The sequence below is a fragment of the Burkholderia sp. BC1 genome, from assembly GCF_052683555.1.
Genome location: NZ_JBQYLP010000003.1, coordinates 118,140 through 143,242, shown reverse-complemented (window position 1 = coordinate 143,242; position 25,103 = coordinate 118,140). Strand labels below are relative to the sequence as shown.

Here is a 25,103-nt window from a genome sequence, read left to right as displayed (position 1 = left end):
GCAACGGCGGCTGTCCGGACGAATCAGACACGTGCCGCGTCGCGCGTGTCGGCGTTGCCCGCCTGTCGATAGGCATCGGGATCGATGCGGCGCATTTCCGCTTCGATCCACGCTTCGACGCGCGAGTTCAATACGTCGGGCGTGAGGCCGGTCACGTCGATCGGCTTGCCGATCGATACCGTGACGACGCCCGGATACTTCGTGAACGAGTTGCGCGGCCATACATGACCGGCATTGTGCGCGATCGGCACGACGGCGGTGCCGGTTTCGATCGCGAAGCGCGCGCCGCCCGTCTTGTACTTGCCCTGCTTGCCGACCGGCGTGCGCGTGCCTTCGGGGAACATGATCACCCACGCGCCTTCGGCGAGACGCTTCTTGCCCTGCCGGATCACCGAGTCGAACGCGTGTTTGCCTTCCTTGCGGTTGATGTGGACCATGTGCAGCATGCCGAGCGCCCAGCCGAAGAACGGCACGTACAGCAACTCGCGCTTGAACACGTAGCAAAGCGGCTTGGGCATCAGCGCCGGAAACGCGAGCGTCTCCCACGCCGACTGGTGCTTGGACAGCAGCACGGCCGGACCGTCCGGCAGGTTCTCCAACCCTTCGATCCGGTAGCGGATGCCGTTCAGCCAGCGCACGACCCAGAGCGTCGACTTGCACCAGCCGGCCGCCATCCAGTAGCGCGCGTCGGGGCGCAGGAACGGAAACGCGATGAAGCATGCGGTCGCATACGGCACCGTGTACACGATGAAATAGATCAGCAGCAGCAGCGAACGGACGAAGCGCATCGGCGTGAGTGTAGCGTTGGGGAGGATGCGCGCGGCGGCCGCATCACTCGTAATCGTGTGAAAGGAAATCGAGCGCGAACGCACGCAGGTCGTCGTGGACCTTCGTGCCCGGCGGCAGCCCGCCCGCGGCGAGCGTCTTCTTGCCCTTGCCGGTCAGCACGAGGTGCGGCTGGAAGCCGACCGCGACGCCGGCCAGCAGGTCGCGCAGCGTATCACCGACGACGGGCGTGTGATCGGGATCGATCTCGAAACGCTCGGCGATCATCTGCATCATGCCGGGCTTCGGCTTGCGGCACTCGCAGTGATCCTCGGACGTGTGCGGGCAGAAGAACACCGCGTCGATGCGCGCGCCGACCGCGGCCGCCGCGCGATGCATCTTCAAATGCATCGCGTTGAGCGCGGCCATGTCGAACAGCCCGCGGCCGATGCCGGACTGGTTGGTCGCGACGACCACGCGATAGCCGGCATGGTTCAGCCGTGCGATCGCCTCGAACGCGCCGGGCAGCGCGATCCACTCGTCGGGCGTCTTGATGAACGCGTCCGAATCGACGTTGATCACGCCGTCGCGATCGAGGACGACGAGCTTGCGGTTGGGGCTGGTCGGCATCGTGCGGCCCTTATGCGGCGAGCTTCGAGATGTCGGCGACGCAGTTCATCTGCTGATGCAGGGCGGACAGCAGCGCCAGACGGTTCGCGCGCAGCGCCGGATCGTCGGCGTTGACCATCACGTCGTTGAAGAACGTATCGACCGGCGCACGCAGCGCGGCGAGCGCCGACAGCGCGCCCGTGTACGCGCGTGCCTCGAGCTGCGACTGCACGTGCGGCGTCACGGCCGCGAGCTGTTCGTGCAGCGCCTTCTCGGCCGCCTCGACGAGCAGCGTCGGCTGCACGGCGCCGTTCGCGCCGCCTTCCGATTTCTTCAGGATGTTCGAGATCCGCTTGTTCGCGGCCGCGAGCGCTTCGGCTTCCGCGAGACGCGTGAATTCGCGCACCGCGTCGAGGCGCGCGACGAGATCGTCGAGGCGCGTCGGGTTCAGGCTCAGCACCGCGTCGACTTCGCCGGCCGAGTAGCCGCGCTCGCGCAGCAGGCCGCGCAGGCGGTCCATGAAGAACGCGACGATCGCGTCGGTCGATTCCGCGACGCCCGGCACGCCTTCGAAGCGCGCGTACGCGGTGCGCAGCAGCGACACCAGATCGAGCGGCAGCTGCTTCTCGATCAGCAGGCGCAGCACGCCGAGCGCGTGGCGGCGCAGCGCGAACGGATCCTTCTCGCCGGTCGGCGCGAGGCCGATGCCCCAGATGCCGACGATCGTTTCGAGCTTGTCCGCGAGCGCGACGGCCGTCGACACCGGCGTGGTCGGCAGCGTGTCGCCCGAGAAGCGCGGCTGGTAGTGCTCGGCGCACGCGAGCGCGACATCGTCGGGCTCGCCGTCGTGGCGCGCGTAATACGTGCCCATCGTGCCCTGCAGTTCCGGGAACTCGCCGACCATGTCGGTCAGCAGGTCGGCCTTCGCGAGGCGTGCGGCGCGCTTCGCATGCGCGACGTCGGCGCCGATCGCGGGCGCGATCTCGCCGGCCAGCGCTTCGAGGCGCTCGACGCGCGCCAGCGCCGAGCCGAGCTTGTTGTGATAGACGACGTTTGCGAGCAGCGGCACGCGCGCGGCGAGCGGCTTCTTCTTGTCCTGCTCGAAGAAGAACTTCGCATCGGCGAGGCGCGGACGCACGACGCGCTCGTTGCCCTCGACGATTTCGCCGGGCGTCTTCGTCTCGATGTTCGACACGATCAGGAAGCGCGAGCGCAGCTTGCCGCCGATGTCGGTCAGCGCGAAATACTTCTGGTTCGTCTGCATCGTGAGGATCAGGCATTCCTGCGGCACCTGCAGGAATTCGTCCTCGAAGCGGCACGGATAGACGACCGGCCATTCGACGAGCGACGTCACCTCATCGAGCAGCGCATCGGGCATCACGACCGTGTCGCCGTTCGCATGCTCGTTCAGCTGCGTGCGGATCGTTTCCTTGCGATCGCCGAAATGCGCGATCACGCGGCCCTTGTCGCGCAGCGTCTCGGCGTACGCGCTCGCATGCCGGATCGCGACGAGCCCGTCGGACAGGAAGCGATGGCCGAGCGTCGTGTCGCCGGCGTCGATGCCGAACGCGGTGACGGGAACGACGCGATCGTCGTGCAGCACCGTCAGCCGATGCACGGGACGCACGAACTGCACGTCGCTGCCGTCCGGGCGCTGATAGGTCATGACCTTCGGGATCGGCAGCTTCGCGAGCGTCTCGTCGAGCGCGGCCTGCAGCCCGTCGGCGAGCGTCGCGCCGGCGGCCGAATAGTTGATGAAGAACGCTTCGGCCTTGCCGTCCTGCGCGCGTTCGAGCTCGGCGATCGTCAGGTTCGGATGGCCGAGCGCCGCGAGCTTCTTCGCGAGCGGGGCGGTCGGATTGCCTTGCGCGTCGAGTGCGACCGATACCGGCAGCACCTTTTCGCGCACCTGGCGGTCCGGTGCGACCGCGCGCACGTTCTGCACGACGACCGCGAGGCGGCGCGGCGTCGCATAGCGTTCGAACACGAGCTCGCCTTCGACGAGATCGCGCGCGGCGAGGCGTTGCGCGAGGCCTTCGGCAAATGCGTCGCCGAGGCGCGCGAGGGCCTTCGGCGGCAGCTCTTCGGTCAGCAGCTCGACGAGGAGGGGGGCGGGATGATTGTGCGTCATGGTGTGAAGAAATCTCGTCTCGTCAGTCCTGATCGATCTTGCGTTCGACCTTCAGCGGCGGCGCCCACGCCGGCTGCGCGGCATCCTGGGCATCGGTGGTGAGGCCCGGCACGCCCGGCGGGTTGCCGAGCATCGGGAAGCCGAGCTTCTCGCGCGAGTCGTAGTACGCCTGCGCGACGAGACGCGACAGCGCGCGGATGCGGCCGATGTACGCCGCACGCTCGGTGACCGAGATCGCGCCGCGCGCATCGAGCAGGTTGAACGTGTGGCCGGCCTTCAGCACGAGCTCGTACGCGGGCAGCGCGAGCTGCGCTTCGATCATCCGCTTCGCTTCCGCTTCGTAGCTGTTGAAGAACGTGAACAGCAGATCGACGTTCGCGTACTCGAAGTTGTACGTCGACTGCTCGACTTCGTTCTGGTGATAGACGTCGCCGTACGTAAGGCGGCGGATCTCGGGGCCGTTCGGACCCTGTTCCTCCCACTCGGTCCAGATCAGGTCGTATACGTTCTCGACCTTCTGCAGGTACATCGCGAGGCGCTCGAGGCCGTACGTGATCTCGCCGAGCACCGGCTTGCAGTCGAGGCCGCCGACCTGCTGGAAGTACGTGAACTGCGTGACTTCCATCCCGTTCAGCCACACTTCCCAGCCGAGGCCCCACGCGCCGAGCGTCGGGTTTTCCCAGTCGTCCTCGACGAAGCGGACGTCGTTCTGCTTCAGATCGAAGCCGAGCGCTTCCAGCGAGCCGAGGTACAGGTCGAGGATGTTCTCCGGCGCCGGCTTGAGCACGACCTGGTACTGGTAGTAGTGCTGCAGCCGGTTCGGATTCTCGCCGTAGCGGCCGTCCTTCGGGCGGCGCGACGGCTGCACGTAAGCGGCGCGCCACGGCTCGGGGCCGACCGCGCGCAGGAACGTGTGGACGTGCGACGTGCCCGCGCCGACTTCCATGTCGATGGGCTGGAGCAGAGCGCAACCCTGCTGGTCCCAGTAGGACTGCAGCGTCAGGATGATTTGCTGAAACGTAAGCATGAAGAGCCTTCGTGGCGCTGGCGCTCCGTTGCGGGCGGCGTTCCGGGCAGGGCCCGGAGGGGCGGCTCGCGCGGCGGCGCGGCTTGTTAGTGTGCTGAAACGCGCAATTTTACCGGATCGGCGCGCAGATGCGGCCGGAACGCTGCCCGAGCGGGTCGGGCGGCCCGTACATGCGGTACGGCGCGCGTCGTTCGCGATCGTACGCGTGCGTTGCGCGGCAGTCGCGGCGTCGTGCCGCGCGGACGTTAAGATGCGCGTATTGCGGGGCGCGCATCGCGCATCCGACTGCCGATTCCGACTGCATGAACGATTCGAACGACCTCCTGATTCCGCTGCTCCCGCCGCTGACGGCCCTGCTCGAACGGGCCGCCGACGCGCAGTCGCGCGGCGAGCACGACGCGCGCGCGCTGTGGCTCGCCGCTGCGGCGCACCTTCATCCGGTCGACGCGGCCGCGCTGTCGCAACTGACGTCGGCGCTCGTCGCGCGGCAGCGCATCGGCGATGCGATCGCGCTGGCCGCATGCGCGGCGCGCGTGCACGCGGATGCCGCGGCGCACTTCAATCACGGCTATGCGCTGCAGATGGCGGGCCGCCATGCGGACGCCGTCGCGCCGTACCGCGCCGCGCTCGCGCTCGATCCCGACTGGCCGTCGCTGCGCAACAACCTCGCCATCGCGGTGCGGCTGTCGGGCGGCGCTCGCGCGGAAGAAATCGCGCTGCTCGAAGCGGCTGTGCACGCCGATGCGCGCGACGTGCAGGCGTGGATCAATCTCGTCGTCGCGCAGCTCGCGATGCGCAATCTCGACCGCGCGCTCGTCTGCGCGGCACGGCTCGTCGAACTGGCGCCGGACAATGCGCTCGCGATGAACAACGTCGCGATGGCGATGAAGGAGGCGCAGCGCTGGGACGACGCCGAGCGCTACGCGGCGCGCGCCAGTGAACTGGCGCCCGAGGATCCGTCGTACCGTTTCAACCTCGCGATCGTCCAGCTCGTGCGCGGCAATTACGCGGCCGGCTGGCGCGGGCACGAAGCGCGATGGGACGGCGCGGGCGAACTGCGCGGCCGGCGGCCGGCGCTGCCCGGCCCGCGCTGGCAGGGTGAGCCGCTCAAGGACAAGACGCTGTTGCTGTGGGGTGAGCAGGGCCTCGGCGACGTGCTGCAGTTCTGCCGCTTCGTCGCGCCGCTTGCCGAACGTGTGCACCGCGAGGGCGGCCGGCTCGTGTGGAATACCTTCCCGCCGCTCGGCACGCTGCTGCAGCGCAGCCTCGGCGCGCATGCCGACGAATTCGGCGCGGGCGGCGACATCGCGGCGCTGCCGGCGTTCGACTACGAAGTGCCGCTGATCGGACTGCCGCTGATGCTCGGAATGGAAGAGGACACGCTCGCGTCGTCGGTCCCGTACCTGCGGGCCGATGCGCGCGCCATCGGTGCGTGGCGCGCCCGCCTCGCGCGCGAGCAGCGGCTGAAAGTCGGCCTCGTGTGGACGGGCAGTGCCGGGCATCAGCGCAATCCGTTCCGGCGCGTCGGCATCGAACGATATGCGCATGCGTTTCGCGGGATCGACGGCGTCGCGTTCTATTCGCTGCAGCCGGGCGCGGATGCGGACGTCGCGGCCGCGCGCGCGAGCGGTTTCGCGATCGAGGACTGCACGTCCGAGCTGAAGAGTTTCGACGACACGGCCGCGTTCATCGGCGCGCTGGATCTCGTGATTACCGTTTGCACGTCGGTTGCGCATCTGGCCGGTGCGCTCGGCGCACGGACCTGGGTGCTGCTCGACGTGAATCCGCATTGGCCGTGGCTGCTCGAGCGCAGCGACAGTCCGTGGTATCCGACTGCGACGCTGTATCGGCAGCGCACGTTCGGCGACTGGCAACCGGTGATGGACGCGGTGGCGGGCGACTTGCAACAGCTGGCTGCGACGCAGCGGCACGCTACCTCGCCCGCGCGCTGACACTTGCGCGTGGGCCGCCACGCGTCGGCCGATTGCGCGGCTTCGTTGCGGCCTACTTGCGTCGCCGCAACCCGGGCCCGAACGTGAAGCCGAACGCGAGCAGCACGAGCGATACCACGAGCACGGTGACGTTGCCGCTCGTCACGTACGGCGTGAAACCGCTCGTGCCTTCGATGCGCACGTCGAGCGAGCCGATCGTGAACGGCTTCAACTGCCCGAGCACACGACCGTGCGCGTCGATCGCGGCCGTCATCCCCGTATTGGTCGCGCGCAGCATCGGCCGGCCCGTTTCGAGCGCACGCATCCGCGCGATCTGCAGATGCTGGTCGAGCGCGATCGTGTCGCCGAACCAGGCGAGATTCGTCACGTTGACGAGCACGCCGGGCGGCTGCGGATTGTCGCGGATCGTCGCGGCGATTTCCTCGCCGAAGATGTCCTCGTAGCAGATGTCGGCCATCACGGGCTGATTGCGCACGAGGAACGGCTTCTGCACCGGCGCGCCGCGCGCGAAATCGCCGAGCGGCATCTTCATCAGATCGACGAACCAGCGGAAGCCCCACGGAATGAATTCGCCGAAAGGCACGAGGTGATGCTTGTCGTAGTGATAGATGTCGCGCGAATTCGGCGTCACGCCGTACAGGCTGTTCGTGTAGTCGACGTAGCGGCCGTCCTCCGTCACCGACGCGCCGACCGCGCCGAACAGTACCGCCGAGCCCGTCGTGTCGCTGAACTTGCGGATCGCGACGGCGAACGGTTCGGGCAGTTCCTGGATCATCACCGCGATCGCGGTCTCCGGCGTGACGATCAGGTCGGCCGGCTTCTCGGTGATCATCTGCTGATACATCTTGATCGCCGCGTCGATACCGGCCTGCTCGAACTTGATGTCCTGCTTCACGTTGCCCTGCAGCAGCCGCACGGTGAGCGGCGCGTTCGCCGGTACCGTCCACGTCGCCTGCGACAGCGCGACGCCGACCGCGACCAGCGCGATCGCGACGGCAGCCGGCGCGACGACCCGCACGCGCGCGCGCGGTGCGGCGCCGGCCGCCGGCGACTGCGCCGGCCGCGCGGCCGCGAGCGCCTGCACGATCAGCGCGGCGAACAGCGCGAGCACCCAGCCGATACCGTATACGCCGACGACCGGCGCGAAGCCCGCGAACGGCCCGTCGACCTGCGGATAGCCGCTCGCAAGCCACGGGAAGCCGGTAAACACGGTGCCACGCAGCCACTCGCCGAGCGCCCACGCGCCGGCGAACGCGAACGCGCCGTGCCAGCTCGGCGAGAACGGCCGCGGATCGGGCGCGCGGCGATGCCATGCATGACCGGCGCAGAACGACCACAACCCGGCCGAGAACGCCGGATACAGCGACAGATACAGCGAGAACAGCACGAGCGCGCAGCCCGCGAGCGCCGCAGCCATCTCGCCGTACACGTGCATGCTGATGTAGAGCCACCAGATGCCGCTGATGAAGTTGCCGAAGCCGAACGCGCCGCCGGTCAGCGCGGCGCTGCGCCAGCTCGCCGTGCGCGTGAGCTGCGCGAAGAACCACACGAAGACGACGAGCTGCAGCCAGCCGCCGTGCGGCGTCGGTGCGAAGCACAGCGTGTTCGCCGCGCCGGCGAGCAGCGCGGCCGGATAGTGCCAGCGCGGCAACGCACGGCCGGGCGCCGACGCGGGAATGCCGCCAGCCGGGCGGGACGGGATCGGGTCGTCCATGTGAAGCGGAAGTGGGCGAAGCGGTTGGAAAGGGCGCGGCCGATGCGCGACGGTCGGATCAGTCCTCGTGCGAGGTTTCGGCGCGGCGGCTCGCGAGCGGGTTGCGGCGCACCAGCAGCACGTGAATCTGGCGCGCGTCGCCGCGCTGGATCTCGAATACGAGGTTGCCGAGCTGCAGCTTTTCGCCGCGGTGCGGCACGCGGCCGAAATGATGGGTGATCAGCCCGCCGATCGTGTCGACCTCCTCGTCGGAGAAATCGGTGCCGAACACCTCGTTGAACTGCTCGATCTCGGTCAGCGCGCGCACGCGGTAGCGGCCGTCCGGCCCCGAGATGATGTTGCCGGCTTCCTCGTCGAAGTCGTATTCGTCCTCGATGTCGCCGACGATCTGCTCGAGCACGTCCTCGATCGTGATCAGGCCCGCGACGCCGCCGTATTCGTCGACGACGATCGCAAGGTGGTTGCGGTTCACGCGGAAGTCGTGCAGCAGCACGTTCAGGCGCTTCGATTCGGGAATGAACACGGCCGGGCGCAGCATCCCGCGCACGTCGAATTCCTCTTCCGCATAGAAGCGCAGCAGGTCCTTCGCGAGCAGCACGCCGATCACGTTGTCGCGGTTCTCCTCGTACACGGGGTAGCGCGAGTGCGCCTTTTCGAGGACGAACGGGATGAAATCCTCGGGCTTGTCGGCGATGTTGATCGCGTCCATCTGGGCGCGCGGCACCATGATGTCGCGTGCGCACAGGTCGGATACCTGGAATACGCCTTCGATCATCGACAGCGAATCGGCGTCGATCAGGTTGCGTTCGTGCGCGTCCTGGAGGATTTCGAGCAGCTCGCCGCGGGATTCGGGCTCGGGCGAGATGAAGTCGGTCAGGCGCTCGAGCAGCGAGCGCTTTTCTTGCGGTTTGTCGGTTGGCTTTCGACTGGGATACGAATCGTTCATGGTGGTGCGCCCGGGTCGTGCCGGGGCGCGCTGTCACGGAGTAGGCAAGGATACACCAAGGGGATGGCACGTCCGTGTCGCACCGGCCGTCCGGCCGATGCGCGCGGCCGCGCAGCCCCGCTCGGGAAACGGCCGCGCCGGGCGGGGCGTCGGCCTGCTTCCCATCCTATCTCAGAAAAGTGCGCCCGCGTAGCCGCGGCGCCATGCGGCGACGTGCGGCCGCGGAACGGGAGAGGCCGGCCAAAGCCGCAGGGCGGCGGCCGAAGTGCCGCGCCGGATGCCGATCGGCTCCCGTCGGCGACATTCCGCCGCACGCGCGCGCGGTGCCGTGCCGCGCACCGTTCAGAACCGCATGCCGGCCGAGCAGCCGCCGAGCGCCGCGCCGTTGGTCGCGGCGCCGCCGCAGCCGAACACGCCGCAGCCCGACAGCGCGACGCTGGCGGCGGCGATCAGCGCGACCGTGCGCAGACGAAAAGCGAAACCGGCGCGCACTCGCCTCGAATTGAGGGCCGCAACATCGGTCGACCCCGCACGGCGGCCGTCCGCGCGCAGCGGCGCGGCAGTGCGGGCCGTGGGGACGGGACAGGCGGGACGGGCAGCGCGGCGCATCATCGGCATCGCGCGAGCAGGCTTTCGAGCGCGCGGTCCGGAATGCCGCTCGCGCGCAGCGCTTCGACGGTGCGGCTCACGTAATCGAGCGTGGTGCCGTAGCGGCCGGCCGCGCAGCCGAACACTTCCTTCACGACCGCATCGGGCAGCTTGCCCGTGTACGTCGGCGCGTCGCGACGCATCACGAACGCGAGCGCCGTCACGCGTTCGCCGGTTTCGAGCGAGCACGGCAGCCACGCGGGCCGGTACGAGCCCATCGGCATTTCGCGTTTCCACAGGGTTTCGAGATGCGGTTGCGCGGTCGCGCCCGCGAGGCGGAACGCGATGCCGGCGCACGAGCCGCCGCGATCGAGTGCGAGCACGAGGCCCGGCCGCTCGGGCGTGCCGCGGTTCACGCGCGACCACAGATAGAGCCCGCGATGATAGCCATGCACCTTGGCGCGCACGGCCGCGACGGTCGGCAGGCCGGGATTCCAGATCAGCGAGCCATAGCCGAACAGCCAGAGATCCTGCCGGCCGTCCCAGTCGCGCATCGTCTGCGCGAGCGATGCCGCAAGCTCCTCTTCCGTCAGCAGACGGCCTTCGCCGATCGACGGCGGGTAGGCGGGCGGGAGCGTCGCGGCGTTCTGCATCGTTCGGCCGGATTACCGGTACGGGTTCGGAAAGCCCAGTTTCGCGAGGATGTCGACTTCGAGCGCTTCCATCTCGGCGGCGTCCTCGTCGCTCGTCTCGTGATCGTAGCCCTGCGCATGCAGCGCGCCGTGCACGAGCAGGTGCGCGTAGTGGGCAGCGAGCGGCTTGTCCTGCTCGCGCGCTTCCTTCTCGACGACGGGGCAGCACAGCACGAGATCGCCGATCACGGTGCCGTCCGGCGCCGGATCGTAGGCGAACGTCAGCACGTTGGTCGGATAGTCCTTGTGGCGATAGCCGGCGTTCAGCGTGCGGCCTTCCGTTTCGCCGACGAAGCGCACGGTGATCTGCGCGTTCGCGAACAGCGCCGGCTCGAGCCATTCGGCGATCAGCTTGCGCTTCGGCAGCGTCTTGCGCACCTCGCTCGTGATTTCGTCGCCGTATTGCACCGACAGGTCGAGCTCCTGCTCGCGCTGCTCGCCATCGTCGTCTTCGTCGCGCGGCGCCGGCTCGGCGCCGACGTGCAGCGTGAGGCTGTCGTAATGCTCGGGCTGCAGCGCGAGCTTCGCGCGCATCGCCGGATCGTTGTGCTGCGCGACGATCGCGACGGCGGCGTCGCCTGAGCTGCCCGACAGGTCGAACATCAGGCTGCGGCCGTCCGGAAAGTCGATTCGCAGCCCCTGCGCCTTCACGGTGCGGGCCTTGCCCTTCGCATCGAACAGCGACACGCGGGTGGATTCGGACGCGGCGGACTCGGCGCGCCCCGACTTGCGAGAACGGGTGGATTTCATGACGCGTACGGCGATTGGAACGCGATGAGGATACACCAAACGGTCGATTGCGCCCGAATTCCGGCGGCCCCTGCGTCGACGAAAAAAGACCCGGCGCGCACCAGCGGGCCGGGTCCGGTCGGGCTTCGCGCGTTCGACGCGTTCGGCGCGCCTCGTCAGGCGTCCTTGTGCTGCGCGTGGAAGTCGTCGTACGCCTCGACGATGCGCGCGACGAGCGGGTGGCGCACGACGTCCGCGCTCGTGAAGCGCGTGAGCGCGATGCCGCGCACGCCGCCAAGCACCTGCTGCGCCTCGACGAGGCCGCTCTTGTGCCCGCGCGGCAGGTCGACCTGGCTCGTGTCGCCGGTCACGACGGCCTTCGAGCCGAAGCCGATCCGCGTGAGGAACATCTTCATCTGCTCGGGCGTCGTGTTCTGCGCTTCGTCGAGGATGATGAACGCATGGTTCAGCGTGCGGCCGCGCATGTACGCGAGCGGCGCGATCTCGATCATCTGGCGCTCGAACATCTTCGCGGTCTTGTCGAAGCCGAGCAGGTCGTACAGCGCGTCGTACAGCGGGCGCAGATACGGATCGACCTTCTGCGCGAGATCGCCCGGCAGGAAGCCGAGCCGCTCGCCGGCCTCGACGGCCGGGCGCGTCAGCACGATGCGCTTGACCTGATCGCGCTCGAGCGCGTCGACCGCGCATGCGACCGCGAGATAGGTCTTGCCGGTACCGGCCGGCCCGATGCCGAACGTCACGTCGTGCGACAGGATCTGCTTCAGATACTCGCGCTGCGCCGGCGTGCGGCCGCGCAGATCGGCGCGCCGCGTGTAGAGCTTCGGCGCCGGCTCCTCGAGCGCCTCATCGTCGTCGAGCTGGACGGTCGGCTCGTCGAACGGATGATCGGGGTCGCCGCGAAAGCGCACGTCGAGCGTGTCCTGGCGGCCGTTGCCGCTCGTGTGGCGCACTTCGACGAGCGCGAGCTGGATGTCGTCGACCGACAGCGGATCGCGCGCGCGGTTGTAGAAGTTTTCGAGCGCGGCGAGTGCGAGCTTGGCGCCGCGCCCGCGGATCGCGATCCGGTGCCCGCGTCGCGCGAGCGTGACATCGAGCGCCTGTTCGATCTGCCGCAGGTTTTCGTCGAGCGGGCCGCAGAGATTCGCGAGGCGCGCGTTGTCGTCGCGCGGCGCGGTGAATTCCAGTGCTTGAGCGGGCTTCAAAGTGGCGTCGGGCTCCTGTTGGGCTGGCGGCCGGCGGCGCGGAAACGCATGCGTTTCCGCGCACCGGGCCTAGTGCGTGGCTGCGCTCGCGTCGTCGCTGACGAGCACGAGTTCGCCGCGCAGCGAGTGCGGATACGCGTGGTTGATCTTCACGTCGATCATCTGGCCGATCAGGCGCGGATGCGCGGCGAGCGGCGCCGGGAAGTTCACGACCCGGTTGTTCTCGGTGCGGCCCGCGAGTTCGTTCGGATCCTTGCGCGACGGACCTTCGACGAGGATACGCTCGACCTTGCCGACCATCGACTGGCTGATGCGCGCGACGTTTTCCTCGATCGTCGCCTGCACGAGCTGCAGCCGCTTGAGCTTCACGTCGCGCGGCGTGTCGTCGTGCAGGTTCGCGGCCGGCGTGCCGGGGCGCGGGCTGTAGATGAACGAGAAGCTCGTGTCGTAGCGCATGTCGTGCACGAGCGCCATCATCTTGTCGAAATCCTCTTCCGTTTCGCCGGGGAAGCCGACGATCAGGTCGGTCGACAGCGACAGGTCGGGACGGATCGCGCGCAGCTTGCGGATCACCGACTTGTATTCGAGCACCGTGTAGCCGCGCTTCATCGCCATCAGGATGCGGTCCGAGCCGTGCTGCACCGGCAGGTGCAGATGGTTCACGAGCTTCGGCACCTTCGCGTACGTGTCGATCAGCCGCTGCGTGAATTCCTTCGGATGCGACGTGGTGTAGCGGATCCGTTCGATGCCCGGAATGTCGGCGACGTATTCGATCAGCGTCGCGAAATCGGCGACCTCCGACGAGCCGGCCGTCAGCGCGCCGCGATATGCGTTCACGTTCTGGCCGAGCAGCGTGACTTCGCGCACGCCCTGATCGGCGAGGCCCGCGACTTCGGTCAGCACGTCGTCGAGCGGGCGCGAGACTTCGTCGCCGCGCGTGTACGGCACGACGCAGTAGCTGCAGTACTTCGAGCAGCCTTCCATGATCGAGACGAACGCGGTCGGCCCTTCGACGCGCGCGGGCGGCAGGTGATCGAACTTCTCGATTTCGGGGAACGTGATGTCGACCTGCGCGCGGCCGCTCGTGCGGCGTGCGTCGATCATCTGCGGCAGGCGGTGCAGCGTTTGCGGGCCGAACACGAGGTCGACGTACGGCGCGCGCGACACGATCGACGCGCCTTCCTGGCTCGCGACGCAGCCGCCGACGCCGATCAGCAGATCGGGCTTCGCTTCCTTCAGCTCGCGCACGCGGCCGAGATCGGAGAACACCTTCTCCTGCGCCTTTTCGCGCACCGAGCAGGTGTTGAACAGGATGATGTCCGCGTCTTCCGGGGAGTCGGTCTTCTCGAGGCCTTCGGCCGCATTCAGTACGTCCACCATCTTGTCCGAGTCGTACTCGTTCATCTGGCAGCCGAAGGTCTTTACGTAAACTTTCTTCGTCATGGGGTTCGCCGTTCGCAGTGGTTGACCTGGGGGCGTGTCAAAGGTGAATCGGGACGGCAGCGCGTCGCGGCGCCCGTTGCGCAGGTCGCGCGGGGCGCAGGAAAAGCCGTCGGGAAAGCCTTCCATTATAGCTTTTCGCGCGGGCCGAGGCGGCCGCCCGGTGGTGGCCGCGCGACACCCGGATTGGCGTTCCGACCCTTCGCGCATCCGCACGCAGGGCCATCACCGGCATGCGTTCAGCAGATCCTCGAGCGCCGCTTCCTCGCGCGCAAAGCGCTCGGCGAGAAAGTCGAGCAGCACGCGCACGCGCGGCGCCATGTAGCGCTTGCTGTGATAGATCGCGTGCAGCGGCGCGTCCTGATGGCGCCACTCGGGCAGCAGCACGCGCAGGCGGCCCGCGCGCACGTCGTCGGCGATGTCCCACAGCGACTTCAGCGCGATGCCGTGCCCGCGCAGCGTCCATTCGCGCGTGAGGCCGCCGTCGTTGGTCTCGAACGCGTTCGACATCGGCACCGTGTAGGTCTGCACCTCGTCGCCGCGCGTGAAGCGCCAGGTGTTCATCGGCCCGGATGCGATCGTGATCACGTTGCAAGGAAAGCGGGCCAGATCGTTCGGGTCGACGGGCGTTCCATAGCGTTCGATGAACGACGGCGCCGCGCACAGCACGCGCCGGTTCGCGGCGAGCCGCCGCGCGATCAGCGCGCCGTCGGGCGGCGCCGCGAAGCGGATCGCGAGGTCGATCTCGTCCTGCCAGAGATTCGACGACGAATCGGACGCCGTCAGCGAGAACGTGACGTCGGGATGCCGCGCGGTGAATTCGTCGAGCCAGTCGAGCAACTGGTTGCGGCCGAAATCGGACGTCGACGACAGCCGCACCTTGCCGCCGACGACGTTGCGGCCCTCCTGCAGCATCGCGTCGGCGTCGTCGAGCGCCTGCAGCGCCTGCCGGCAGCAGTTGAGGTACAGCCGCCCTTCGTCGGTGAGCCGCAACTGCCGCGTCGAACGCTCGAACAGCCGCGTCGCGATTTTCGCCTCGAGCTTCGCGAGTCGCGCGCTGGCCGCCGCCGGCGTCAGGTTCAGCTTGCGTCCGGCCGCCGACAGGCTGCCGAGTTCGGCCGCTTCCACGAACAGCCGGATGTCGCCGAGTCGATCCATGCGATTTTCCAGAATCTTTTGAAAATGGTTCAAACGTCGCGCCAATTATCAAATATCGGCGCGTTCGGGACAATGCGCGCACGAACTTGTGCGATGCGGCATCGGCCCCGGTGCCGCGTCCGCCCCTTACCGGAGAACCCTCATGCCCATTCCGTTGCTGGCGCTCGCGATCAGCGCCTTTGCCATCGGCACCACCGAATTCATCATCATGGGCCTCCTGCCCGAAGTCGCGCACGATCTGGCCGTGTCGCTGCCCTCGGCGGGCCTGCTCGTGACGGGCTACGCGCTCGGCGTCGCGGTCGGCGCGCCGCTGCTGGCCGTGCTGACGAGCCGCATGCCGCGCAAGGCCGCGCTGCAGCTGCTGATGGCGATCTTCATCGTCGGCAACGTGCTGTGCGCGACCGCGTCCGGCTACGCGATGCTGATGGTCGCGCGCGTCGTCACCTCGTTCGCGCACGGCTCGTTCTTCGGGATCGGCGCCGTGGTCGCCGCATCGCTCGTGCCGGCCGACAAGCGGGCCAGCGCGATCGCGCTGATGTTCACGGGCCTCACGCTGTCGAACGTGCTCGGCGTGCCGTTCGGTACGTTCGTCGGGCAGCTGCTCGGCTGGCGCGCGTCGTTCTGGATCGTCGCCGCGCTCGGCGTGCTGTCGCTGGCCGGCATCGCGGCGCTCGTGCCGAACCGGCACGATAGCGGGCCCGTCGGGCTCGGCCACGAAGTGCGCGTGCTGAAGGAGCCGCAGGTGTGGCTCGCGCTGCTGATGACGGTGCTCGGCTTCGGCGGCGTGTTCGTCGTGTTCACGTATATCGCGCCGATCCTCGAGAGCGTGTCCGGCTATTCGCCGCGCGCGGTCGCGCTGATCCTCGTGCTGTTCGGCGCGGGGCTCACGGTCGGCAACACGCTCGGCGGCCGGCTCGCCGATCGCGCGCTGATGCCGTCGCTGATCGCGATCCTCGTCGCGCTGATGGCCGTGATGGCGGTGTTCGCGAAGACGAGCCATCTGCCCGTCGCGGCCGCCGTCACCGTATTCGTGTGGGGAATCGCCGCGTTCGCGACGGTGCCGCCGCTGCAGGCGCGCGTCGTCGAGAAGGCGGCGAGCGCGCCGCATCTCGCGTCGACGCTGAATATCGGCGCGTTCAACGTCGGCAATGCGGGCGGCGCGTGGCTCGGCGGGCTGGCGCTCGATCACGGGCTCGCGCTCGATGCGCTGCCGTGGGTCGCCGTCGCGGTGACCTTCTCGGCGCTCGTCGTCACGTGGCTCGCGATGCGGCTCGACGCGCGCGGGCCGGCACGCGACTGCGCGGCAACGGCGCAATAGGGCGGCCGGCGGAGGTGGCGCGGTGCGGCCGGCGAGGTGTGGCCGGCGAGGTGCGGTTGGCGAGGTGCAGGCGGCGAGGTGCGGCCGGCCAAGCGGGGCCCGCTCGCCTCGCGCCCGTTTCGCAGGCAAACCGACGCCGCCGAAACGCATTCCTCCGCGATGCTGATAACGGTGTGAAGATAACTTCGTTTGGCCGTGCGAAGCGCGGTGATAGCGTGTCGATACGCGTCCTGACGGGCGCCATGTCGATTCCGGCTTACCCATTCGCAGGGCCGCGCCGCGGCCCGGAGGCAACGTTATGTCTTCACCCCTGGCGCTCGTGCGCGATGTGTCTTCCTTCGAGTCCGGCGCGGCGGCCGACGCGCAGACGTCCGCGTCGTTCGACGCGCTCGAGCGGATCGTCGGCGTGAATCTCGCGCGGCTGCGCGCGGAGCGGCAACTGTCGCTCGACGCGCTCGCGCGGCTGTCCGGCGTGTCGCGCGCGATGCTCGCGCAAATCGAGTCGGCGCGCAGCGTGCCGTCGATCAAGGTGCTGTGCAAAGTCGCGGCCGCGCTGAAAGTGTCGGTCGCCGCGTTCCTGCGCCGTCACGCCGTGAACGGCTTCGAGCATCTGCCGGCCGAGCGTGCGTCGCGCGTGGTCAGCTCGAACGGCCGCTTTTCGGCGCGTGCGCTCTATCCGGAAGGCGAGCCCGTTGCGGCCGAATTCCACGAACTGCGGATCGCGCCGCTGCATACCGAGCCCGGCGTGCGTCGCGCGCCCGGCACGATAGTGAACCTCGTCGTCAGCGAGGGGACGCTCGAAGTCGTCGTGCACGACCGGCGCCAGCTGCTCGCGACCGGCGACGCGATCGTGTTCGACGCCGATCAGCCGTACAGCCTGCGCAATCCCGGCGACAGCGATGCGCGCGCCTTCCGCGTGACGGTGAGCCCCGAGGTGCCGCCGCGCTGGCTCGTGCCGGACGCCGCGCACGCTGCCGTTTGAATGTCGTTGCGCGGAACGAGGCTCGATCGATCGGGCGACGCGGTTAGACGTCGTCGTCGGTAGGGTTTTGTCCGCGATTCGCTGCGCGGTGCGCGCGGCTGTTGTATGCTTGGCCCCGCCGGCCGCCCCGCCTTGTTCGATCGCGGGCCGCAGCCGGCAATCAGTGCGTCTTCAGGGCGGGGCGAAATTCCCCACCGGCGGTAGGTCGGCGCCAGCCGACGAGCCCGCGAGCGCCCGCGCAACCGCGCGGGGTCAGCAGATCTGGTCGAATGCCAGAGCCGACGGTCACAGTCCGGATGAGAGAAGATGTGCAGATAGTCACGTCCGTCAGGGCCGCTTCGCGTCGCATGCGAAGCGGGTTGTCGTTCTGTCTGTTTGCAATGCCCTGAAACGTTTTTCGCCCAAATCGTATTTGCGAGGAGCGTTTCACATGTCCTTGATGTCCCTTTCGTCGGCACCGGCCGACGCCTTTGCCGATCTCCCGTTGCTCGATGCCGAACCGGTGCCGCCGCGCATCGCCGCTGCGCTCGACGCGTTGCGCGCAGGCCGCGCCGTCGTGCTGCAGGACGACCACGACCGCGAGAACGAGGCCGATCTGATCGTCGCGGCCGAGCGCATCACGCCCGAAACGATGGCGCTGCTGATCCGCGAATGCAGCGGGATCGTCTGCCTCTGCCTGACCGACGACAAGGTGCGCGCGCTCGAGCTGCCGCCGATGGTGCAGACCAACGAGAGCCGCAACGGAACGGCGTTTACCGTATCGATCGAGGCGCGCGAAGGCGTGCATACGGGCGTGTCGGCCGCCGATCGCGTGACGACGATCCGCGCCGCGATCGCCGACGACGCCAGGCCGCACGACATCGTGCGCCCCGGCCACGTCTTTCCGTTGCGCGCGCAACCGGGTGGCGTGCTCGCGCGCCGCGGCCATACCGAAGGGACCGTCGACCTCGCGATCCTCGCGGGGCTGAAGCCGGCCGGCGTGCTCTGCGAGCTGATGAATCCGGACGGCACGATGACGCGCGGCGACGACGTCGAGCGCTTCGCCAGGCAGCATGGATTGCCGATGCTGACCATCGCGGAACTCGTCGAATTCCGGTCGGCGCTCGCGGCCGCACGCGAACGCTGCTGCGAACCGGCCTGAAGCGGGAACGGCGCGCGCGTCGGCGCGCGCCCATCGAAACAGCGTGCCTGCGCCGACGGCGGCCGGCCAACCCCGGCGCCGGCCGGCGCGCGTCCGTTCAGGACTGCACGTCGCCGAATTCGCCGCGCATCCCGGCCTCCACGAGCGCCGGCAGCTCGCGCATGTCGCGCATGATCCGCGTCATGCCCATGCCGCGCAGCACGTCCGCGTAGTTGTCGGGGATGTGGCTCGCGCCGACGAACGCGATCGTCTTCATCCCGGCCGCACGTGCGGCATTCAGCCCCGACACGCTGTCCTCGACGACGATGCAGCGCTCGGGCGCGACGCCGAGCGTCTGCGCCGCATACAGATACACGTCGGGATAGGGTTTCGGCCGTGCGACCTGTTCGGAGCTGAACACGCGATCGCCGAAGATCTCGGTGAGCGACGCGCGCTTCAGCGAATTGCGCACGCGCGCGAGCCGGCTGTTCGACACGACGGCGGCCGGCAGCGTGACCTTCAGCAGCGCATCGCGGACACCCGCGATCGGCGCGAGCGATTGCGCGAGCGCGACTTCGATGTTGTGCTCGATCGTTTCGAGGAAGTTCTCCGGCATCCGGATCGCGAAGCGCGCTTCGAGCCCGGCGAGGAAGCGCGACGTCTGCTGGCCGAACGCGGTCTTCGCGGCGGCTTCGAAATCGAGATGGGGAACCGTGGCGGACAGCGTGTCGAGCAGTACGCGGTCGGCAATGACTTCGCTGTCGACGAGCACGCCGTCGCAGTCGCAGATGAGGTGATCGAGCATGATGGTGAAGAAGCGGGGGAGTCGGCGGCGCCGATCGTCCCGCACATGATACGTGCTTTCGCCGACGCGCCGTGAGCGGTGCCCCGCACTGCATGCAATGCGCGACCGATCCGCGACGGGGCGCCCGCACTGCACACATCACAGGTCGATCGCGCGCCCCGTGCGCCACGACGTCGTTGCCGCTTCGGCGAGTTCGAGCGCCGCGAGCCCGTCGTCGATCGTCGTCCGCACCGGCGTGCCGTCGCGCAGCGCGTCGACGAAATGCGCGAGTTCAGCCGCGTAGGCATGCCGATAGCGTTCGAGGAAGAACGGCTCGGGCACGTCCGTCGCGATGCCCTGCGCGGACCACGCGCTCACTTCGGTCGGCCGCACGTTGCCGGCCTGCAGCATCCCGCGGCTGCCGAGCAGTTCGAAGCGCTGATCGTAGCCGTACGCGGCGCGACGCGAGGTGTTGATCTGACACAGCAGCCCGCGCCGTGTGCGGATCGTCACGGCCGTCGAATCGATGTCGCCCGCATCGCGCACCGCAGGATCGGTCAGGCAGCTGCCGGTCGCATGCAGCGTTTGCGCTTCGTCGCCGAGCATCCAGCGGAACACGTCGAAGTCGTGGATCAGCATGTCCTTGAAGATGCCGCCCGAGCTGCGGATGTAGTCGGCCGGCGGTGCGCCGGGATCGCGGCTCGTGACGATCAGCATTTCCGGATCGCCGATCTCGCCACGTTCGACGCGCGCCTTCAGCGCGGCGAAGGTCGGATCGAAGCGGCGCTGGAACCCGATCATGCAGGTGATGCCGCTGTGCCGAACGCGGTGCGCGCATTCGCGCGCGCGTTCGACGCCGAGGTCGACCGGCTTCTCGCAGAACACCGCCTTGCCGGCGTTCGCGGCCGCGACGATCAGATCCGCATGCGTGTCGGTGCTCGACGCGATGACGACCGCGCCGACCGACACGTCGCCGAGCGCGCGTTCGACGTCGACGACTTGCGCGCCGTGCGCACGTGCGAGCGCGTCGGCCGACGGCGCGTGCCGGTCGACCACGTACTTCAGCGTCGCGCCGGGATGGCGCGCGAGGTTCGCTGCGTGGATCTTGCCGATTCGGCCGGCGCCGAACAGTGCGAATTCGATCATCGTGTTCTCCTGTCGTGTCTTGTCTTGTCGGTTGCGCGCATGGGCGCACGCTCAGCGGCGTTCGAGTTCGCCCTGCACGTAGTCGATGCTCGCGCGCAGCCGCGCGTCGAGATCGTCGGCTTGCGCGATCTCGGTGGCGAACGGCTCGAACGACAGCGCGCCGCGATAGCCGCGCGCCAGCAGCTCACGCACTTGCCGCACGTTGCCGAGCCGGTCCGCGCGGCCGACGAGCACACGATGGCCGTCTCGCATCCGCTCGACCGGCAAGTCGTCGTCCTCGACGCCCGACAGATGAACGAGTCCCGTCAGATTCGGGAAGAAGATCGCCTCGCCGGCGAGGTGATGATGGAACGTGTCGTGCACGAGACGGAACACCGGTTCGCCGGCCGCCGCGTAGATCGCCTTGACCGCGTCCGACTTGCGGCGCAGCGCGCATTCTTCGAAGCCGAGCGGCTCGATGAAGCCGAGCAACCCGCGCGCTTCGAGGATCGGCTTCAATGCGCGCAGCGCGTTCACGAGATCGGCATGTCGCGTCGCGGCATCGCGCGCATCGTCGCGGCTGTTGGTCGGGCACAGCACCAGCGCGCGTGCGCCGCATTGCGCGGCGTAGTCGGCGAGCTGCGTCGCTTCGTCCGCGCGCGCTGCGCTCCACTGGTCGAAGCGCTGCAGTGCGTTGATCGTCAGGATCGTCACGCCGGCGGCTTCGGCCGTCGCACGGATCGCGGCGGCCGGCGTGCCGTCGGCGAGCTCCGCGCCGTCGAGATCGTTGCGGATCTCGATCGCGTCGATGCCGAGCTGCCGGCACAGCGCGACATAGCGATCGAACGGGATGTGCGGCGCGCAGATCCGGTTCAGCGAGAAATGGAAGGCTTGCGTCATCGTGCGGTCCTCGGGTGTCGAACGGAAGCGTGAGCGAAACGGGTGACGTCGTGCGCGGCCGCATCGCCGTGCGTATCGGCCGGCGTCGCGGCGAGTGCGTGCCACGTGTCGCGCAGCCACTGCGCGCACGCGACGTTGTTGTCGAAGATCGAATAGCGCGCGCCGCCGCCGTAGTCGGGAAACGGAATGAATTCGCAGCTGATCTGCTCGACCTGCGCGGGCCGTGCGTGCACCTGCGACTGCAGCAGCGCGCGTAGCGCGGCCTTCCACGTGTCGAGCGCACCCGCATGCCAGGCATCGTGATAGGTGCCGGGCGCGGGTGCGACGAACGGATACTGGATGCCGCGTCCCGGCCGGCCGTCCGCACGGCGCATCGAGCGGTTGTCCGGATTGTTCGGGATCACGCTGCGCGCATGCGCATGCCGGACCCAGCCGCGTGCGAGCCATTCGGTGTAGACGGCCGACGGCGACGCGGGGTCCAGCCTCTCGCGCATGCGCTCGGCCGTGCCGTGCAATCCCGATGCATCGAGTTCCGCGCGATTGCCGATCTTGAACAGCAGGTGCGAATGGTCGAGCGTGAGCCGGAACGGCACGCCGGCCTGCTCGACGTGCCGTGCGACGCGTGCGATCCGCATGAAGCGTTCGCTCCACATGTCGACGTGCACTTCGAGGCACGGCAGGCAGCCGACGCGCTCGCCGCGTTCGTACGTGCGCAGGTAGAAGTCGGCGACTTCGCGGTCCGACAGCGGATGGCCGTCGGCGTGATGCGCATGCAGCTGGCAGTTGAGCACCGTGCTGCCGAAGCGCGCGCCGGCATCGACGATCTCGGCCACGTGCGCATCGTCGCGGCCCGCGCGCCAGATGCCGCCGATCACGCGAATCGGCAGCGCATGGCGCTCGACGAGCGCGAAGTACGGCGTCAGATCTTCGCCGCGCACCGGGTTCTTCTCGACGTAGTCGAACACGCGCGCGTCGGCGATCATCCGGAACCGCTCGGCCGGCGTCGGCGGCGGCAGGCCGTCGTGCTCGAGCACGCCGTCGAGATTCACGCCGATGAGGATCGTGTCAGCCATCGTCTGCCGTCCGTCGTTGAGCCGGTGTCGAACCGTGTTGAACTGGATGGCTGCCAACTGTACGGCCGCGCGGCGCGCATTGCATGACGAACGTTGACGAAAAATCGCCAACGCGGCCGTCGATTTTTTCGCGCGCGGCATCACGCGCGCGGCACGGCCGCGTCAGGCCTGCAGATACGCGCTCGTGCGCACGTTCGCGGCGCAGAACACGCGGAATTCGACGGGGTCGGCGGGCGGCCGCTGCTCGACGATGCCGCACGCATGCAGCACGTGCTGCAGCGCGGAGATCGCCTGACCGTCCGGGTCCTGGTCGATTGCGATGTCCATCGAACCGGCCTCGATATACGCGCGGTGCTGATCGAGCATCTCGTGCCCGATCCAGACGACGCGGCCGGCCGCGCCCGCGTTGCGCAGCGCGGCTTCGATGCCGGCCGACCCGGCACCGCTGTTGTAGATCGCGGCGACCTCGTCGCCCGCGCGCAACGCGTTCGTGACCGCGCGGTAGCAGCGGTCGTCGTCGTCGAGCGTTTCGATCGGCGCATCGCAGCGCAACGCGCCGAACGCTTCGCCGAGCTGATCCATGCAGCCGGCCATGCGCTGCGCGTGCGCGCGGTAAGCCATGCGGCCGCCGAGCAGCAGCACGCGTCCGGGCCGCGCGGCGAGCCGGCCGATGTAGTAGCCGGCCGTGCGTCCGGCGCGGTAGTTGTCGATGCCCGCATAGTGGACGCGCGCAATGCCGCCGATGTCCGTCACCATCGTCACGACGTGCTCGCCGCGCGCGATCGCGGCGGTCAGCGCGTCGCGCACGCGCGGCGTGTCATGCGCGGTGACGATCAGCGCCGCGCGCCGGTATGCGGGACGTTCGATCAGCGCGGCGGCGCGCGCGTCGTCGGCGGCGGCGACGATGGTCCGGTGCACGACGACGCGCCGGTCGAGCATCTGCAGCGAGCGCTGCAGCGCCTGCTGCAGCCGGTGGAAGAACGGCGCGTCGGTGTCGGGCAACAGCACGTCGACGTGGATGAGCCCGTGCCGCGTGTCGGGCAGCTGGCGCGGCACGCCGAGCTGGCGCGCGGCCGCCACCACGCGTTCGCGCGCGCGGGCCGACACGCTGCCGCGCTCGTTCAGCACGCGGTCGACGGTCGTCGTGCTGACGCCCGCGAGCGCGGCGATCTCGTCGAAGCGCGCGGTGCGCTTGCGCCAGCGCGGACCGGAAGGTTCGGCCATGGTCGTCTCCATCGTTGTCGTCGCCAGCATGGCGTGGCGTTGTGCGCCAACGCTAAAGCGATGGCGAAATTTCGTCAACGTTTCGATTGAGCGGGGCAGGGCGGTCGCCTAATTTCGCTTCCATGCCGGTGCGCAAGGTGCGCATGCCGGCGAACGAGAATCGGGAGACACGCGTGACCCATACCGACGACGACCTGCACCGGCACCCCGCGGCGGCACGCCGTCACGCATACCGCATGATCGGCGGCGCGGGCGAGCGCGCGCGTGCCGCCGGGCTCGCCAATGCCGAGTGGTACCGGTGCGCGGTGCCGCGGCCGCTGATGAAGCAGCTGATGCAGCGCAGCGATGCACGCGCGATACGCGACACGCTGATCTGGTACGCGTCGATCGTCGCGAGCGGCGTGCTCGCATGGTTCGCGTGGCGCGCGCATTCGGCGTGGGCGATTCCGGCGTTCTTCCTGTACGGCACGCTCTACTGCAGCCCGGCCGATTCGCGCTGGCACGAGTGCGGGCACGGCACCGCATTTCGCACGCGCTGGATGAACGACGTGCTCTATCAGGTCGCGTCGTTCCAGGTATTTCGCCGCGCAACCGTGTGGCGCTGGAGCCATGCACGCCATCACACGGACACGCTCGTCGTCGGCCGCGATCCGGAAATCGCCGCACCGAAGCCGACCGACTGGCTTGCGCTCGCGCTGAACGTGATAGCGCTCAAGCATGTCGCGAGCGAGCTGCGCAAGATGATCGCGGCCGCGCTCAAGGGCCGGCTCGACGCCGAGGAGCAGACCTACGTGCGCGAATCGGAATGGCCGAAGGTCGTGCGCGAGGCGCGCATCCACCTCGCGATCCATGCGCTCGCGATCGGCGCGGCGCTGTATGCGCGAACGATCCTGCCGCTGCTGTATGTCGGCTTGCCGAGCCTGTACGGCGCGTGGCTGTACCTGTACTTCGGGCTCACGCAGCACGCGGGCATGCCCGAGAACGTGCTCGATCATCGGCGCAATTGCCGGACGGTGATGATGAATCCGGTGTTCCGTTTTCTGTACTGGAACATGAACTACCACGTCGAACATCACATGTTTCCGATGGTGCCGTTCCACGCGCTGCCGAAGCTGCACGACGCCGTGAAGGCCGACATGCCGCCGCCGTATCCGAGCACGCTCGCGGCCTACGCGGAGATCGTGCCGGCGCTGATCCGGCAGACGCGCGACCCGTCCCATCACGTCGTGCGGCCGGTGCCCGATGCGGCGCGCGCGTGACGTTCATTCAACTACCAACGAAGGAGACACGCATCATGACGCAATGGATCGACGCCGTCGGCTTCGACGACATCGACGACGAGGACGTCGTGCGCTTCGACCATGACGGCCGCACGTACGCGATCTACCGGATCGACGGACACGTGTACGCGAGCGACGGGATGTGCACGCACGAACGCGTGCATCTCGCGGACGGCCTCGTGATCGACCACGTGATCGAATGTCCGAAGCACAACGGCCGCTTCGACGTGCGCGACGGCCGCGCATTGTCGGCGCCCGCATGTGAGCGCTTGCGCACGTATCGCGCGCGGGTCGAGGACGGCCGTGTGCTGATCGAGGTATGA

Annotated in this window: 23 protein-coding genes and 1 riboswitch; of the genes, 6 read left to right on the top strand and 17 right to left on the bottom strand. The window is 68.7% G+C overall.

Going from position 1 to position 25,103, the window contains the following annotated elements:
- Positions 1-23 precede the first annotated feature (23 nt).
- Genes ACSHSS_RS02910 through glyQ form a run of 4 tightly spaced genes read right to left on the bottom strand, consistent with a single transcriptional unit; the run spans position 24 to position 4,532 of the window.
- Positions 24-788, bottom strand: a complete 765-nt coding sequence (locus tag ACSHSS_RS02910; RefSeq protein ID WP_105798821.1) for a lysophospholipid acyltransferase family protein — start codon at positions 786-788, stop codon at positions 24-26.
- A gap of 43 nt (positions 789-831) precedes the next feature.
- Positions 832-1,395: a D-glycero-beta-D-manno-heptose 1,7-bisphosphate 7-phosphatase gene (gene gmhB / locus ACSHSS_RS02905; protein ID WP_006398330.1), complete on the bottom strand. Its 564-nt coding sequence runs from the start codon at positions 1,393-1,395 to the stop codon at positions 832-834.
- A gap of 10 nt (positions 1,396-1,405) precedes the next feature.
- A complete protein-coding gene (gene glyS, locus ACSHSS_RS02900) occupies positions 1,406-3,505 on the bottom strand; it encodes a glycine--tRNA ligase subunit beta (protein WP_006398331.1) in 2,100 nt (699 codons plus the stop codon).
- A gap of 22 nt (positions 3,506-3,527) precedes the next feature.
- Entirely contained in the window at positions 3,528-4,532 is a 1,005-nt protein-coding gene (glyQ, locus tag ACSHSS_RS02895; RefSeq protein ID WP_445544553.1) for a glycine--tRNA ligase subunit alpha, read from the bottom strand.
- 302 nt (positions 4,533-4,834) lie between these two features.
- Between glyQ and ACSHSS_RS02890 the strand changes: the two genes are divergently transcribed.
- Positions 4,835-6,484, top strand: a complete 1,650-nt coding sequence (locus ACSHSS_RS02890; protein ID WP_369714270.1) for a tetratricopeptide repeat protein — start codon at positions 4,835-4,837, stop codon at positions 6,482-6,484.
- Positions 6,485-6,536: 52 nt separating this feature from the next.
- Here ACSHSS_RS02890 and lnt read toward each other — a convergent pair whose 3' ends face one another.
- The 8 genes from lnt to ACSHSS_RS02850 form a co-directional block, all read right to left on the bottom strand.
- Positions 6,537-8,198, bottom strand: a complete 1,662-nt coding sequence (lnt, locus tag ACSHSS_RS02885; protein ID WP_445544552.1) for an apolipoprotein N-acyltransferase — start codon at positions 8,196-8,198, stop codon at positions 6,537-6,539.
- A 58-nt stretch (positions 8,199-8,256) separates the two neighbouring features.
- The gene (locus ACSHSS_RS02880) at positions 8,257-9,144 is read right to left on the bottom strand and encodes an HlyC/CorC family transporter (protein WP_006398336.1); all 888 of its coding nucleotides are present in this window, start codon (positions 9,142-9,144) and stop codon (positions 8,257-8,259) included.
- A 342-nt stretch (positions 9,145-9,486) separates the two neighbouring features.
- Positions 9,487-9,762 (bottom strand): hypothetical protein, encoded by a 276-nt coding sequence (locus ACSHSS_RS02875; RefSeq protein ID WP_181146470.1) that lies wholly within the window; start codon positions 9,760-9,762, stop codon positions 9,487-9,489.
- On the bottom strand, positions 9,753-10,385 hold the full coding sequence (locus ACSHSS_RS02870) for a gamma-glutamylcyclotransferase (protein ID WP_006398338.1): 633 nt from the start codon (positions 10,383-10,385) through the stop codon (positions 9,753-9,755). The genes ACSHSS_RS02875 and ACSHSS_RS02870 overlap by 10 nt, the downstream gene beginning before the upstream one ends.
- 12 nt (positions 10,386-10,397) lie before the next feature.
- Positions 10,398-11,174 carry an rRNA maturation RNase YbeY gene (gene ybeY / locus ACSHSS_RS02865; protein WP_012467705.1) on the bottom strand — a complete coding sequence of 259 codons (777 nt, stop codon included), beginning with the start codon at positions 11,172-11,174 and terminating at the stop codon, positions 10,398-10,400.
- A 155-nt stretch (positions 11,175-11,329) separates the two neighbouring features.
- Positions 11,330-12,376 (bottom strand): PhoH family protein, encoded by a 1,047-nt coding sequence (locus tag ACSHSS_RS02860; protein ID WP_006398340.1) that lies wholly within the window; start codon positions 12,374-12,376, stop codon positions 11,330-11,332.
- A 69-nt stretch (positions 12,377-12,445) separates the two neighbouring features.
- Positions 12,446-13,819 carry a tRNA (N6-isopentenyl adenosine(37)-C2)-methylthiotransferase MiaB gene (gene miaB / locus ACSHSS_RS02855; protein WP_006406545.1) on the bottom strand — a complete coding sequence of 458 codons (1,374 nt, stop codon included), beginning with the start codon at positions 13,817-13,819 and terminating at the stop codon, positions 12,446-12,448.
- 222 nt (positions 13,820-14,041) lie between these two features.
- On the bottom strand, positions 14,042-14,974 hold the full coding sequence (locus tag ACSHSS_RS02850) for a LysR family transcriptional regulator (RefSeq protein WP_012212750.1): 933 nt from the start codon (positions 14,972-14,974) through the stop codon (positions 14,042-14,044).
- Between the two features lie 142 nt (positions 14,975-15,116).
- Here ACSHSS_RS02850 and ACSHSS_RS02845 point away from each other — a divergent pair, with 142 nt between their 5' ends.
- From ACSHSS_RS02845 to ribB, 3 genes are all read left to right on the top strand, one after another.
- Positions 15,117-16,292 (top strand): MFS transporter, encoded by a 1,176-nt coding sequence (locus tag ACSHSS_RS02845; RefSeq protein WP_006398343.1) that lies wholly within the window; start codon positions 15,117-15,119, stop codon positions 16,290-16,292.
- A 298-nt stretch (positions 16,293-16,590) separates the two neighbouring features.
- Positions 16,591-17,274, top strand: coding sequence for a helix-turn-helix domain-containing protein (locus tag ACSHSS_RS02840; protein ID WP_006412517.1), 684 nt, complete (start codon positions 16,591-16,593; stop codon positions 17,272-17,274).
- A gap of 163 nt (positions 17,275-17,437) precedes the next feature.
- A riboswitch (FMN riboswitch) is annotated at positions 17,438-17,586 on the top strand.
- Positions 17,587-17,704: 118 nt separating this feature from the next.
- Positions 17,705-18,415 carry a 3,4-dihydroxy-2-butanone-4-phosphate synthase gene (ribB, locus tag ACSHSS_RS02835; RefSeq protein WP_105853763.1) on the top strand — a complete coding sequence of 237 codons (711 nt, stop codon included), beginning with the start codon at positions 17,705-17,707 and terminating at the stop codon, positions 18,413-18,415.
- A 97-nt stretch (positions 18,416-18,512) separates the two neighbouring features.
- Here the strand turns inward: ribB and ACSHSS_RS02830 are convergent, their stop codons facing one another.
- The 5 genes from ACSHSS_RS02830 to ACSHSS_RS02810 form a co-directional block, all read right to left on the bottom strand.
- Positions 18,513-19,199, bottom strand: a complete 687-nt coding sequence (locus tag ACSHSS_RS02830) for an HAD family hydrolase (RefSeq protein ID WP_445544551.1) — start codon at positions 19,197-19,199, stop codon at positions 18,513-18,515.
- A 138-nt stretch (positions 19,200-19,337) separates the two neighbouring features.
- Complete coding sequence (gene iolG / locus ACSHSS_RS02825) at positions 19,338-20,324, bottom strand: inositol 2-dehydrogenase (RefSeq protein ID WP_445544550.1); 987 nt, start codon at positions 20,322-20,324, stop codon at positions 19,338-19,340.
- Between the two features lie 51 nt (positions 20,325-20,375).
- Complete coding sequence (locus ACSHSS_RS02820) at positions 20,376-21,203, bottom strand: TIM barrel protein (RefSeq protein WP_445544549.1); 828 nt, start codon at positions 21,201-21,203, stop codon at positions 20,376-20,378.
- Positions 21,200-22,276 carry a xylose isomerase gene (locus tag ACSHSS_RS02815; protein WP_445544548.1) on the bottom strand — a complete coding sequence of 359 codons (1,077 nt, stop codon included), beginning with the start codon at positions 22,274-22,276 and terminating at the stop codon, positions 21,200-21,202. The genes ACSHSS_RS02820 and ACSHSS_RS02815 overlap by 4 nt, the downstream gene beginning before the upstream one ends.
- Before the next feature lie 162 nt (positions 22,277-22,438).
- The gene (locus ACSHSS_RS02810) at positions 22,439-23,500 is read right to left on the bottom strand and encodes a LacI family DNA-binding transcriptional regulator (RefSeq protein ID WP_445544547.1); all 1,062 of its coding nucleotides are present in this window, start codon (positions 23,498-23,500) and stop codon (positions 22,439-22,441) included.
- Between the two features lie 143 nt (positions 23,501-23,643).
- On the opposite strand from ACSHSS_RS02810, the gene ACSHSS_RS02805 reads away from it, so the two are divergent.
- Both ACSHSS_RS02805 and ACSHSS_RS02800 read left to right on the top strand, forming a co-directional pair.
- Entirely contained in the window at positions 23,644-24,759 is a 1,116-nt protein-coding gene (locus ACSHSS_RS02805) for a fatty acid desaturase family protein (protein ID WP_371441571.1), read from the top strand.
- Between the two features lie 35 nt (positions 24,760-24,794).
- Complete coding sequence (locus tag ACSHSS_RS02800; RefSeq protein ID WP_006398353.1) at positions 24,795-25,103, top strand: non-heme iron oxygenase ferredoxin subunit; 309 nt, start codon at positions 24,795-24,797, stop codon at positions 25,101-25,103.